Raw genomic sequence first — 12,641 nt, 5'->3', positions numbered from 1 at the left:
GTCATGGCACCGGGCTTTTTCAATTCAGCTTCGGATATATCCCAGCGGGATGGCTGAATCCCACTGGAACCATCCGCTTCCCCGTTAAGGAATACGATAGAACGGATTGGGCAGCAGAAAGCCTTTCTTCGCATGACCACCCGCCAGATCGGACGGCTGATCCCCGAGGCTTGCGATGATCGTGTAACCCTTGCGCTCGATCCGCTCCCGCGTCGGGGTCTTGTATCGCGCCGCATAGCCATGAGACGTCATCGGCCGCAGATACAGCCCGTCCCAGTGCTGAATTCCCGCCAGATGCAGGTTCCGTTCCGTCGCATCCCGCTCGTCTTCATGCCGCCCCGTTACGAAAAACACCGCCACATGATGGGCCTGCGCATCCTCAATCAGCGCCCGCGTAGAGGCAAATGCCGGCGCACGCCCGCTTTTCTCCCAGGCATCTACGCCGCATGGCCCCTTGGGAAGCGCATCACACGGCCCTGATGCAATATAACCGAATCCGTCAGCCCGGATCTCATCCCAGTTCGACAGCGTCGTCTCGTCAATATCGAGCACGATCGCCGGACGCCGCGTCTTCGGCGCGGCTTCGTCAATCCACTGACGGGCCTGCGCAACAACAGCATCAAAATCGCGCTGATAATCGCCACTGTCGTGATAGGCGCTGGCGGCCAGAATGGCATCACCCACATTCGCCGGCTGTGCGGCCTGCGCTGCCAAAGGTGCCATCGCACCACCGACAAACAGGCTGGTGGCGAGCAGGAGGGAACGGATCATGGAGGAGCCACCTTTCGTGAAAGAAGAACAAGTCCGACCCCGACCAGGGCCAGAGCCGTTCCGATAACGGAAACACCGCTGTAACCCAACCCCAGAGACAGCGCGATCCCTCCCAGCGCCGCACCGATGGCATTTCCAAGATTGAACGCGCCGATATTCATGGACGACGCCAGAGCCGGCGCATCATGCGCGGCCTGCATCACCCGCATCTGAAGCGCAGGCATCAGCGAGAACGTGGCTGCCCCCCAGACAAGCGATGCAAACAGCGCACCCGGCACCGTCTGCGCCATCCAGGGAAAAATCAGCATGATGATGCCGAGAATGGGGAAGAAAACCAGCAGACTTCCATCCAGCGACCGGTCCGCGCTGCGTCCACCAATGGCATTGCCGATGGAGAACCCCACCCCCGTCAGCATGAGCGCAATCGTAATGACCGTCGGGCTCGCATGGGTGATGTGCTCAAGGATCGGCGCGATATAGGTATAGAGGACGAACATCGCCCCCGCCCCGATCGCGGTCGTCAACAGCGCCAGAAGCACATTGCCCTTCACGAGAACCCGAAGTTCCCGCCCGACTTCCGGCGCCGGACCGATCTCGCGGGCCGGGAGCGCAAACTGCACGGCCAGCATGGTCACCAGCCCCAACAGCGCCGTCACGCCAAAAGCGCTGTGCCAGCCGAAATTCAGCCCAAGCCAGGTTGCCGCCGGAACGCCGATGATGTTGGCGATCGTCAGCCCCATAAACATGGACGCCACCGCACTCGCCCGCCGCGATGGCGCGACAGACAGCGAGGCCTCAACCGCACCAAGCCCGAAAAACGCCCCATGCGCCAGACTGGTCAGGACACGGGCCGCGAAAAGCAGTTCATAACTGTTGGAAATGGCGGAGAGCAGGTTTCCCGCCACATAGAGCCCCATCAGCAGGATCAGGGCCAGCTTGCGCCGGAAACGCGCCATGAGAAGCGTGATGATGGGCGCACCGATCATCACGCCCATCGCATAGGCGGTCACAAGCCCACCGGCCTTGGGGACGCTGACCTGAAGACCATGGGCGATGACGGGCAGAAGGCCCATCGGAGTGAACTCTGTCGTGCCGATGGCAAAGGCGCCAACGGCGAGCGACAGCAGGGGCCAGTTTGGTGGCGATTTTGCTGCCAGTTTCAAGACCGGTCTCCGGAAGTGCAGATTGTTCGAGATTGATCGAACCCTGCCACACTGGAAATCACCGGACAAGTCGCAGCAGCGTCACATCATGCCGTTGGGATGCTCGCCCATATCCATGCCGTCCATGATCATCGTCTTGTGATGCGGATCGTCCAGATGGCAGGCATGATCCTGAAGTTCCTCGCCCGATCCATGGTCAAACACATGCGCCATGTCATCGAGCAGGATAAACCCGCCATGCTTGGCCGGCGTGATGACGAGCGTGTGGATGGACATGTCATCCGCCGCAATCACCCGGAACGGCGACGGATCCAGCGACGCCACGATCCGCGCCCGGTACGGATGACCATACAGCGACACGAGCGACCAGGTCTCGGTGATCATGTTCTTGTCGAGTTCGGCGCGGGCATAGGCCGTCAGGCAGTCCAGATGGATGTGCAACTGGTCCTGTGTCCGGCCGGGACGCGAATTGATGGCCATCGACAGATGGGCATCAGGAATCTCGAACCCATAGGCCTGCGCCACATGTGCACGCTCACCCCAGGCTTCTGCGAAATAGTTCGGCGTCTCCGGCTTCAGCAGAACCGGGTCTTCAACGCCCGGAACCTTCTGCGTCGGGATGACAAGATACTGCCCACGCCCGGTCTTGTCCTTGAGCAGGGCATAGCCGTCTTTCTCGTCATAGACCGTGCAGGGCTTGTGCGCGGCATCCGGCGCACACCGCCCATGCACGACTTTCCACAGCGCCCCACGATCATGGGACTTGCCACACCCTGACAGCCCGAACACCACAGCTGCCGCCAGAAAACCAACCTTGGCTGCCGTCCCGTAATTCCGCAAACTCATTCTTCCCTAACCTGACATTGAAGCTGCATCGCAGCCGCCAGCCTCTCGAAACGACGACGGACCGCACTGCCTGCCGCCCGAACACTGCGCGCGCCAAGGATCAGCACAAGCGTGCCGTCTTCCACGAGAAGCCTGCACTCATCCAGAAGGACTTTCGTCCCTGCACAGAGTGTATAGGCCAGCCGGAGCGCCAGACCCAACTGTACCGCACGGTCGATTTCCGAACGCGACAGAAGCTGACGGGAAGGTTCGATCAAAGGAGAATCCATTGAGACTTCATAACGCACGGCCAGCGTCAGACCGATAAAGGCCCGTGCGCTGTGATCAAAGCCCACGCCATGACCATGCATCACACGACGATAGGTCTGCTCGGCGCGGTATTCGGGGTGATCGTAAGACCCGATATCAGACAGCATGCAGGCCAGTTCGCGCAGACGCTTCTGAGTGCGCGTCTCTTCGCGGAACAGCGGTGCCGTCCATTTCACGAGAGGCTCGGCCAGTGACGCACTACGTGCCAGACGGTTGGCCATTTCCGTCGCCAGATCGGTCATGGGATCCAGATCCGCCACCGAAGACGCCACATGGCGCATGTACCAGCCTTCACGCAGCCCATCGACGCTGAACACGACTTTGGACGGACGGACTCGCTCCATCAGGCAGCGCAGCACAACGGCCGCAAAAGGCGCATCCGCCAGACGCTTGCGCGGCGCACCGGGAAGCTTTTCAAGCGTGCGCTTGGGGGCACTGATAACCCAGTCCGCCATCTCACGCGCCTCCCCTTCAGAGAGGCTGAACAGATGCACGAGGTTCAGCGGATACTGCGTGCGCGCAATCTGCAGACGCGCCAGAGCCCGGAAGGCACCACCCACCAGATAGAGCGGTCGCCCCGTCATGCCCGGCAGCCAGTTCACGGCCGCCAGAAGCTCGTTCGCAATTTCGGCCGCCCGCTCGATGCTGCCCTTCGCACGGTCATGCAGCCGGATCACGCCCAGCTTGGTCGTCACGGCCTCGAAATACTGGCCATCGGCCACATGTATCAGCTCCAGCGAGCCACCCCCAATGTCGGCCACCAGCCCGTTCGCTTCCGGCAGCCCACACAGGACACCACGGGCCGCATAATCGGCTTCCTCGGTCCCTTCCAGAACCCGGATCGGCACGCCCGGCATCCGCGCACGGATCGCATCCACGAAGTCCGGACCATTGGTCGCATCCCGGACGGCAGCGGTCGCAAGAACCTGAAACGGTTCCGCCCCCATCGCGCGGGCGACGGTATGGAACCGTCCCAGCACATCCATCGCCAGCGCCACGCCCTCTTCATTGAGGCGCCCTGTCGTATCCAGCCCACGCCCGAGCTTGAGCGTGACCTTTTCGTTGAAGATCGGAAGGGGATTGCGTGTCACCCCTTCAAAAACGACCAGCCGGACCGAGTTGGATCCAAGATCGACAATGGCGGAACGCTGTGCAGATGAGGACATGAAGATCAGTCTTCCAGAATCCTGTCGGGCCGCTCACGGGGGCGATGTGCCTCCGGAAGGACCTTCTCCCGCGCAGCCGATCCTCGGCCGGACAGGGACGGATTGTTCATGAAGTATTCGTGGGCGGAGAACGGATGTGCGCCCGGCGAAACCCGATGCCAGTAGCCGTCCCTCGTGAGCGTCCAGCTCTGAAGGTTGTCCTTGATGTTCATCGTCATGATCTGGCCAAGAATCTGCGCATGGACCGTCGGGTTCGTGATGGGCACCATGGCTTCTACCCTCCAGTCCATGTTCCGCACCATCCAGTCTGCGGAAGAAATGAAAACTTTTGCCTTGTGAGACGGCATCCGATGCCCGTTTCCGAAGGCAAAAACCCGCGCATGTTCCAGAAAACGCCCGACAATCGACTTGATCTCGATATTATCCGAAAGCCCCGGCACACCCGGCCGCAGACAGCAGATTCCCCGGATGATCCCGATGATCTTCACCCCGGCCTGCGAGGCTTCGTACAGTTTGTCGATCAGTTCGGCGTCCACAAGGCTGTTCATTTTCAGCCAGATGCGCCCCGGCCGTCCCGCCTTCGCATGGTCGATTTCATCGTGGATCAGCTGCTCAAGCGTCGAGCGGATGGTAATGGGCGAAAACGCCAGCGCATCCATCTTTTCCGGGATGGCATAGCCCGTCATGTAGTTGAACAGACGCGCCGAATCCGATGACAGCTTCGGATCACAGGTAAAGAACGACAGGTCCGTATAAATCCGTGCCGTGATCGGATGGTAATTACCCGTCCCGAAATGCGCATAGGACCGGAGCGACCCGTTCTCGCGACGGACGACAAGGCTCAGCTTGGCATGCGTCTTGAGATGCGCAAACCCGAACACCACCTGCACGCCCGCCGCCTCCAGCGCACGCGACAGGCGGATATTGGCCTCTTCATCGAACCGAGCCCGAAGCTCGACCATCGCCGTCACCGACTTGCCAGCCTCGGCCGCCTCGATCAGCGCATGCACGATCGGGCTGTCGCGGGATGTCCGGTACAACGTCTGCTTGATCGCCAGCACGTTCGGATCGAGCGCCGCCTGACGCAGGAACTGCACCACGACGTCAAAGCTCTCGAACGGATGATGGACCAGCATGTCCTTCGCCCGGATCGCAGCAAAACAGTCGCCGTCATAATCCAGAACACGCTCGGGAAAGCGCGGCGTATAAGGCGGGAACACCAGATCCGGGCGGTCATCCACGATCAGCTGCTTGAGATCCGTGACACCGACAAAACACGGCAGGACAACCACGTCCTCTTCGCCCACACCAAGCTCTTCACCCATCTCGCGGCCCAGCGCCTCAGGCAGCTTGCGGTCCAGCGCAAGATGGATGCACACGCCACGACGACGCTGCTTCAGCGCAGTCTCGTAGGACCGCACCAGATCCTCAGCCTCGTCCTCGAACTCCACATCCGTATCGCGGATCACGCGCAGCACACCGGCCACCCCGATCGCCAGCCCCGGGAACAGACGCCCGGCAAACAGCGTGATCAGATCTTCAAGCAGCACGAAGCGGATCTGGTCCGGCGTCTCCTGCCCTTCCTTCAGACGCGCCGGCAGTCGCAGGAAACGCGGCACCTGCGCCGGCAGCAGGATCAGACCATCCATGACATGCATGGAGGATGCCGGGTCCTTGAGCCGCATGAGCAGCGCCAGCCCCATATTGGGAATGAACGGCAGCGGATGGGACGGATCAACCGCCATCGGCGTCAGAACCGGAAAAACCCGCTCATCGAACAGTGTGGACAGCTGCGCCAGATCGGTCGCATCCAGGGAATCGGTCGTCAGAACGACAATGCCCGCATCCTTCAGCTCGCCTTCCAGCACATGCCAGACCCGCTGCTGCTCGGCCAGAAGATGCCGCGCCTTCTGTCGCACCTGCGCAAGCTGCTGGGCCGGCGTCAGCCCGTCCGGACTGCGGACAACCATGCCCTCGCGCACCTGCCCCACAAGCCCCGCCACGCGCACGGAATAGAACTCGTCGAGATTGCTGGAACTGATGGACAGGAACCGCACGCGCTCCAGAAGCGGATTGCGGGTGTTTTCCGCCTCATCAATGACGCGCTGGTTGAAGTCCAGCCATGACAGCTCCCGGTTCAGGAACCGCTCCGGCGAGGTTGGCATATGTGCGTAATCTTCGGCCTTGGCTGCGGCCGTCTGACGACGTCGGCTCCGGTTCTGGGCCGGCGTTACTGCACTGCGGGGCTTGCGGGGAGAGCGGCGGCGCGGAGCGGGCCGGGAATCTTCAGTCGTCACGATGGGGTCTTCCGGAACACACAGAAATACGGGTCGCACAAAAGGTCATGCCGCAGGATAGGCATGTCAAACGGAGTTTTTGTGTCACTCCTATGACGCCTATCCCTCGGGCGTCAGCAGATCCGGCAGCATTTCCATCGCCAGCGCCCGCGTGATCGGCTGCTTGCGCGCCAGAGCCGCCTCATCCAGCCGTTCAACCGCCGAAACCAGTGCATTGCCCGTCCGCGGCAGATGCCGCCACAGCCACTCCGTCACCGACTGTGACACCACAAGCTGTCGGTCCGCCAGCAACGACAGAAGCAGTGTTGCCCGCAGATCGTCCTCCGGCTCTCCGGTGGCCGTGGTCGCGGTCGCCCGAAGACGGCTCGCCAGATCCGGCAGCATGAAATGACTGCGCGACGGCGGAAGCTGCCCCGCCATCAGAACCCGGTCCCCCTGCGCAAACGCATCGTTCAGCAGATGCAGCATGGTCGCCTCATCGCCGGGCGAATCGGCATTGTCGATTGCAAGATTGCCCTGCACCCGGATCCGCCCACCCGCAGACGACCTAGAAAAGAGACGCGCATCCAGCACCGTCGCATCATGCTCATGCGCCCAGGCTGTCAGAAGATGCGTCTTCCCCGTCCCCGATGGCCCCCAGAGCCAGAGCCGCCCGTCAGGCCACTGGTTCCGCGCCAGCCAGGCCCGCGCAGCCGCATTGGACGGACCGTTGATGAAACGCTCGGATGTCATGGCCGTCACACGACGCAGCGGAAACGCCATCTGCGCGGACGCATGTCCTCCTGCGGCCCCGCCCGCATCCCGTTTTGTCATCCCAGGCCCCTTTTTCATGCCGTTACGCCTTCAAACAGGCGTTCCGCCAGCGCGCAGGATGCTCTAGAACGGCGTCACGTCAACCAGCGGGAACCTTTGACCATGACCGATCAGCCTGACACCTCCCCCGGCACGAGCCACAGCACGACCGGCGGCGCAAGCTATGCACAGGCCGGCGTGGACATCGCCGCAGGAGATGCGCTGGTCGACGCGATCAAGCCCGCAGCCAAGGCCACGAACCGTCCCGGCACCATGGGCGGCCTCGGCGGCTTTGGCGCCCTGTTCGATCTCAAGGCCGCAGGCTTCACAGATCCCGTCCTCGTCAGCTGCACCGATGGCGTCGGCACCAAGCTGATGGTCGCCATCGAAGCCGGCAAGCATGATGATGTCGGTATCGATCTCGTCGCCATGTGCGTTAACGACCTCGTTGTGCAGGGCGCGACCCCGCTGTTCTTCCTAGACTATCTCGCCACCGGAAAGCTCTCCGTCGAGGCCGCTGCGACCGTCGTGAAGGGCATCGCCAAGGGCTGTGCCGAATCCGGCTGCGCCCTCGTCGGTGGCGAAACGGCCGAAATGCCCGGCATGTACGCCGCGGGCCATTACGATCTCGCAGGCTTCAGCGTCGGCGCGGCAGAGCGGAACAACCTGCTCCCCGCCAACATCGCCGAAGGCGACACGCTGATCGGCCTGCCCTCATCCGGCGTTCATTCCAACGGCTTCTCGCTGGTCCGCGAAGTCGTGCGCCGCTCCGGCCTCGGCTGGAACGACCCGGCTCCCTTCGCTGAAGGTCACACCCTCGCCGAAGCCCTGCTGACGCCCACGAAGCTCTATGTCCGCACGGTCCTCGACCTACACGCCAAGGGCCTGCTGAACGGCTGCGCCCACATCACCGGCGGCGGCCTGCCCGGCAACCTGCCCCGCGTCCTGCCTGAAGGCCTTGGTGTCCGCATCGACGGCTCCGCATGGATTGTCCCGCCCGTGTTCCGCTGGCTGGCCGAAACCGGAAACGTCGCCACCGATGAAATGCTCCGCGTCTTCAACTGCGGCATCGGCATGGTGCTCGTCACCTCCGAGCCCGAGAAGGTCATGGCCGAACTGGATGCGCGCGGCGAAACCGGCTTCCTCATGGGCCAGATCGTCCGCTCCGACGACGCCTATACCCTGACGACCCCGGTCTCCTTCGCATGAAGAAGCCGCATTCCAGAACCAAAGCGAAAGCTCCGGCCAAAAAGACCGAAAAAGTCCCCATCGCGATCCTTATCAGCGGCCGCGGGAGCAACATGCGCGCGCTGATCGAGGCCTGCGCTCGTCCGGACTATCCGGCCGAAATCGTGCTGGTTCTCAGCAACCGTCCGGATGCTCCGGGCCTTGAAGTCGCCGAAGAAGCGGGCCTGAGAACCCTCGTCATCGACCACAAACCTTTCGGCAAGGATCGTGAGGCCCACGAACGCGAAATCGACGCCGCCCTTCAGGCTTCCGGCGCCATGCTGGTCGTCCTCGCCGGCTATATGCGCGTCCTGACGCCCTGGCTGGTCAAAGCTTGGGAAGACAGGATGCTCAACATCCACCCGAGCCTCCTGCCCGCCTTCCCCGGCCTGCACACCCACGAAGCCGCCATCAAGGCCGGTGTGAAAGAGCATGGCTGCACGGTCCATCTCGTCACATCCGGCGTGGACGAAGGCCCCATCCTCGGACAGGCCAGCGTCCCTGTTCTGGAAACCGACACGCCCGAAACCCTCGCCGCCCGCGTTCTGGAGCAGGAACACCTGCTCTACCCGGACGTGCTGGAAATGATCTGCGACGTCTTCGCGAAATAAAGCAGCCTCGGAAACGGTGGCCCTTTACGGCTTCGCGTAAGCGTAAGGGCCACCCTTTTCGATCGCCCGGCGATAGGCCGGACGGGCATGGATCCGCTCCAGAAACGCCCGCACATTCGGCCGCCCGAGCAGCGCCCCCGCCCGTGAGGCAGCCGCCTCAAGCGGAAAACTCATCTGGATATCCGCTCCGCTCAGATCCGTTCCTGCGAACCACCCGGTTTTCGCAAGCTCGCTCTCCCAGAAATCCATGTTCAGACGCAGCTGCGGATCCACAAATCCCTTCTCGGTTTCTGATGCAATTTTCCTGACCAGAGGTCGCAGCAGGAACGGCACCTTCTCCGGCAGCATCTGGAAAATCAGCTTCAGCAGAAGCGGCGGCATGGCAGAGCCTTCCGCATAGTGCAGCCAGAACACAAACCGCACCCAGTCAGACGTCTCTTCTGCCGGCATCAGACGCCCGTTGCCATACCGTTTGAGAACATATTCGATGATGGCTCCCGATTCCGGCAGCACCACATCCCCATCCACCAGAACAGGCGCCTTCCCCAGCGAATGCACCCGCTTGAGCTCAGGAGGCGCAAGCATCGTTTTCGGATCGCGTTTATAAAACCGGATCTCGTAAGGCAGTTCGAGTTCTTCAAGCAGCCACAGAATACGCTGGGACCGGGAATTGTTCAGATGATGGACAACAAGCATCGGGCTCTCCCTTGATCGGGAGCTAACGGTCGCAAGCAGCACGAGGTTGCCCCAGCCCCTGAGAGCAAAGACGGAGCAACAAAAAAAGGCGCGGACCGAAGCCCGCGCCTTTCCTTCAGGACAGAAAGTCCCAACCGCAGATTACGGCAGGATTTCGGTCTCGGCGAAGAAGAAGGAGATCTCGTTCTTCGCGTTCTCGAGGCTGTCCGAACCATGCACGGAGTTGGCTTCGATGCTCTCGGCGAACAGCTTGCGGACGGTGCCTTCAGCAGCGTCGGCCGGGTTCGTCGCACCCATGACTTCGCGGTTCTTGGCAACGGCGTTCTCGCCCTGCAGAACCTGAACGACAACCGGCTCGGCAATCATGGAGGACACGAGGCTGCCGTAGAACGGACGCTCCTTGTGAACCGCATAGAAAGCGCCAGCCTGCTTCTCGGTCAGCTGAATGCGCTTCTGGGCAACGATACGCAGGCCAGCGCCTTCGAACACGGCATTGATCTTGCCGGTCAGGTTACGCTTGGTTGCGTCGGGCTTGATGATGGAAAGCGTGCGCTCGAGAGCCATCTTTCTTCTCCTGGTTAGGACCGGCCCCTTCCGGGACCAGCGGGTAAATACCGCCGTTCCACTAGAGCAAATTCATCGTTCCTGATAGGTCTGTCGCAGTATTTTAACGTCCCCTGTTTCTTTTCTTCCGACTGATCGAGGCGCCCGTGAGCCTGCTCACCATCACCGACCTGACCCTCCGCATCGCGGGCCGCACCCTGCTGGACAATGCGTCCCTCAGCGTGGATCCGGGACGCAAGATCGGTCTGATCGGCAAGAATGGCGCCGGGAAATCCACCCTTCTGGCTGCAATCGCCGGTGATTTCGCCCCTGACGGCGGCACCATTACCCTCTCCGCTCGCGCCACGATGGGCCGCGTCAAACAGGAAACGCCCTCAGGCAGCACCTCCATCCTCGATACGGTCCTCGAAGGCGATCTCGAACGCACGCGCCTGCTTACGGAAGCCGAGACCGCGACCGACCCGGTCCGCATCGCCGACGTCCACGAACGCCTCATCGCCATCGACGCCTACACAGCCCCCGCCCGCGCCGGGGCCATCCTCTCCGGCCTCGGCTTCGATCAGGACGCCCAGAACCGCGCCGTCTCGGACTTCTCGGGCGGCTGGAGGATGCGCGTATCGCTGGCCACGGCGCTGTTCCTCAACCCCGATCTGCTGCTGCTCGACGAACCAACCAACCATCTCGACATCGAAGCCACGCTCTGGCTTGAATCCTGGCTCGCGAAGTTCTCCGGTGCCGCGATCATCGTCAGTCATGACCGTTCCCTGCTCGACAATACCGTCGATGCCATCGCCCATCTCGATCACCAGAAAATCAGCGTCACCCCTGGCGGTTACGACAATTTCGTCCGCATCCGTACAGAACAGGCCCTTCAGCAGAACCGCGCCGCCGAACGTATCGCCGCCCAGCGTGCCCATATGCAGTCCTTTGTGGACCGCTTCCGCGCCAAGGCCACAAAAGCCAAACAGGCGCAGGCCCGCCTGAAGGCCCTCGAACGCCTTCCCCAGATCGACAGCGTCGTGGAAGACACCCCCACCCGCTTCTCTTTCCCCGAACCTCAGCCCTTGCCCCCGCCGATGCTGAGCCTGAACAATGTCAGTCTCGGCTATGACGGCCGCGTCGTCCTCAAGGGCCTGAACCAGCGTCTGGATATGGAAGACCGGATCGCCCTGCTCGGCCAGAACGGACGCGGCAAATCCACCTTCGCCAAACTGCTGGCCGGTCGGCTGGAACCCATGTCGGGCACCTATACCCATTCGCCCAAGCTGAAGATCGGCTATTTCGCCCAGCACCAGAGTGATGAACTCGTCCTGACCGACACGCCCATCGACCATATGAGCCGCGCCATGCCGGACGCGCTCCCCGCCGCCGTCCGCGCCCAGCTCGCCCGGTTCGGCCTCGACGAAAACCGTGCGGAAACCAAGGTCGGAGAACTCTCCGGTGGTGAAAAGGCACGCCTGCTCCTCGCCCTGTCCACCCGCGAAGCCCCGCATCTGCTGATCCTCGACGAACCCACCAACCACCTTGATCTCGATGCCCGTGACGCCCTGATCCGCGCCCTGTCAGAGTTCGAAGGCGCGGTCGTGCTCATCAGCCATGACAGCCATCTCGTGGAATCGGTCGCCGACCGCTTCTGGCTGGTCGAAGACGGCACGATCGCTCCCTTCGAAGGCGACATGGCCGAATACCGCGCCTGGCTCATCGAACGCGCCCGCAAGGCCCGCGCCGAAATGGCAGAGCGTAACAAGGCCACCACGACATCAGCGGATGGCGGCTCCTCCTCCGCCCAGAAGCGGATTGACCGCAAGGAACAGACCCGCGCCCTTGCCCCCCTGCGCCGCAAAATCCGCGACGCGGAGAGCAAAATGGCCCAGCTCACCGGCGAGAAGACGAAAATTGAGGCCAAACTCGCTGATCCGGCCCTTTATCAGTCCGGCGATGCCGCAGAACTGACGTCTCTTAACGTCCATCTTGCCGCTTTGAACGCCAGCCTCGAAACCATTGAGGAAACCTGGCTCGAAGCCCAGACCGAACTTGAAGAAGCAATGGGCTGAAAACCTGCCATTTCAGCGGCAGGAAATTTTTAACAATAAGTTTTGTTATTTCTTAACCATTGCGGGAAATATCTGCTCGCCAGCGGGTTAACGCCCTGTTGCAGGTCCTGACCGGCAACAGGCGCAGGGGCTTCCGCCCTTACCT

11 protein-coding genes are annotated in these 12,641 nt (G+C 62.0%); 3 read left to right on the top strand and 8 right to left on the bottom strand.

The window, feature by feature from the left end:
* Nucleotides 1-84: 84 nt before the first annotated feature.
* From GRO01_RS03130 to GRO01_RS03105, 6 genes are all read right to left on the bottom strand, one after another.
* The gene (locus GRO01_RS03130; protein ID WP_062509344.1) at nucleotides 85-771 is read right to left on the bottom strand and encodes an HAD family acid phosphatase; all 687 of its coding nucleotides are present in this window, start codon (nucleotides 769-771) and stop codon (nucleotides 85-87) included.
* Nucleotides 768-1,934, bottom strand: a complete 1,167-nt coding sequence (locus tag GRO01_RS03125) for an MFS transporter (protein ID WP_174787392.1) — start codon at nucleotides 1,932-1,934, stop codon at nucleotides 768-770. Before GRO01_RS03125 ends, GRO01_RS03130 begins: the two co-directional genes overlap by 4 nt.
* Nucleotides 1,935-2,015: 81 nt before the next feature.
* Nucleotides 2,016-2,780, bottom strand: coding sequence for a CDP-diacylglycerol diphosphatase (locus tag GRO01_RS03120; RefSeq protein ID WP_062509345.1), 765 nt, complete (start codon nucleotides 2,778-2,780; stop codon nucleotides 2,016-2,018).
* Nucleotides 2,777-4,255 carry a Ppx/GppA family phosphatase gene (locus GRO01_RS03115; protein ID WP_062509347.1) on the bottom strand — a complete coding sequence of 493 codons (1,479 nt, stop codon included), beginning with the start codon at nucleotides 4,253-4,255 and terminating at the stop codon, nucleotides 2,777-2,779. The genes GRO01_RS03120 and GRO01_RS03115 overlap by 4 nt, the downstream gene beginning before the upstream one ends.
* Nucleotides 4,256-4,260: 5 nt before the next feature.
* Nucleotides 4,261-6,420, bottom strand: coding sequence for an RNA degradosome polyphosphate kinase (locus tag GRO01_RS03110; protein ID WP_371857374.1), 2,160 nt, complete (start codon nucleotides 6,418-6,420; stop codon nucleotides 4,261-4,263).
* Between the two features lie 231 nt (nucleotides 6,421-6,651).
* Nucleotides 6,652-7,365, bottom strand: a complete 714-nt coding sequence (locus GRO01_RS03105) for a DnaA/Hda family protein (protein ID WP_062509351.1) — start codon at nucleotides 7,363-7,365, stop codon at nucleotides 6,652-6,654.
* Nucleotides 7,366-7,467: 102 nt separating this feature from the next.
* Between GRO01_RS03105 and purM the strand changes: the two genes are divergently transcribed.
* Both purM and purN read left to right on the top strand, forming a co-directional pair.
* Nucleotides 7,468-8,553 (top strand): phosphoribosylformylglycinamidine cyclo-ligase, encoded by a 1,086-nt coding sequence (gene purM / locus GRO01_RS03100; RefSeq protein ID WP_062509353.1) that lies wholly within the window; start codon nucleotides 7,468-7,470, stop codon nucleotides 8,551-8,553.
* Nucleotides 8,550-9,182: a phosphoribosylglycinamide formyltransferase gene (gene purN / locus GRO01_RS03095; RefSeq protein WP_062509355.1), complete on the top strand. Its 633-nt coding sequence runs from the start codon at nucleotides 8,550-8,552 to the stop codon at nucleotides 9,180-9,182. Before purM ends, purN begins: the two co-directional genes overlap by 4 nt.
* Before the next feature lie 24 nt (nucleotides 9,183-9,206).
* Here the strand turns inward: purN and GRO01_RS03090 are convergent, their stop codons facing one another.
* Both GRO01_RS03090 and ndk read right to left on the bottom strand, forming a co-directional pair.
* Nucleotides 9,207-9,878 carry a glutathione S-transferase gene (locus GRO01_RS03090; protein WP_062509357.1) on the bottom strand — a complete coding sequence of 224 codons (672 nt, stop codon included), beginning with the start codon at nucleotides 9,876-9,878 and terminating at the stop codon, nucleotides 9,207-9,209.
* A 141-nt stretch (nucleotides 9,879-10,019) separates the two neighbouring features.
* Nucleotides 10,020-10,442 carry a nucleoside-diphosphate kinase gene (ndk, locus tag GRO01_RS03085; RefSeq protein WP_011253445.1) on the bottom strand — a complete coding sequence of 141 codons (423 nt, stop codon included), beginning with the start codon at nucleotides 10,440-10,442 and terminating at the stop codon, nucleotides 10,020-10,022.
* Nucleotides 10,443-10,588: 146 nt separating this feature from the next.
* On the opposite strand from ndk, the gene GRO01_RS03080 reads away from it, so the two are divergent.
* A complete protein-coding gene (locus GRO01_RS03080; RefSeq protein ID WP_062509359.1) occupies nucleotides 10,589-12,496 on the top strand; it encodes an ABC-F family ATP-binding cassette domain-containing protein in 1,908 nt (635 codons plus the stop codon).
* The last annotated feature ends 145 nt before the right edge of the window (nucleotides 12,497-12,641 follow it).

Source organism: Gluconobacter roseus NBRC 3990 (assembly GCF_006538885.1).
GTDB classification, from domain to species: domain Bacteria; phylum Pseudomonadota; class Alphaproteobacteria; order Acetobacterales; family Acetobacteraceae; genus Gluconobacter; species Gluconobacter roseus.
Note: the sequence above shows the minus strand (reverse complement) of the source record. Positions and strands in the feature narration are given on the sequence as shown.

Bases quoted from the DNA above. Each gene is read 5' to 3' on its own strand.
- GRO01_RS03130 (WP_062509344.1), bottom strand. From the start codon at position 771: ATGATCCGTTCCCTCCTGCTCGCCACCAGCCTGTTTGTCGGTGGTGCG.
- GRO01_RS03120 (WP_062509345.1), bottom strand. From the start codon at position 2,780: ATGAGTTTGCGGAATTACGGGACGGCAGCCAAGGTTGGTTTTCTGGCG.
- GRO01_RS03115 (WP_062509347.1), bottom strand. From the start codon at position 4,255: ATGTCCTCATCTGCACAGCGTTCCGCCATTGTCGATCTTGGATCCAAC.
- GRO01_RS03110 (WP_371857374.1), bottom strand. From the start codon at position 6,420: ATGCCAACCTCGCCGGAGCGGTTCCTGAACCGGGAGCTGTCATGGCTG.
- GRO01_RS03105 (WP_062509351.1), bottom strand. From the start codon at position 7,365: ATGACAAAACGGGATGCGGGCGGGGCCGCAGGAGGACATGCGTCCGCG.
- purM (WP_062509353.1), top strand. From the start codon at position 7,468: ATGACCGATCAGCCTGACACCTCCCCCGGCACGAGCCACAGCACGACC.
- purN (WP_062509355.1), top strand. From the start codon at position 8,550: ATGAAGAAGCCGCATTCCAGAACCAAAGCGAAAGCTCCGGCCAAAAAG.
- GRO01_RS03090 (WP_062509357.1), bottom strand. From the start codon at position 9,878: ATGCTTGTTGTCCATCATCTGAACAATTCCCGGTCCCAGCGTATTCTG.
- ndk (WP_011253445.1), bottom strand. From the start codon at position 10,442: ATGGCTCTCGAGCGCACGCTTTCCATCATCAAGCCCGACGCAACCAAG.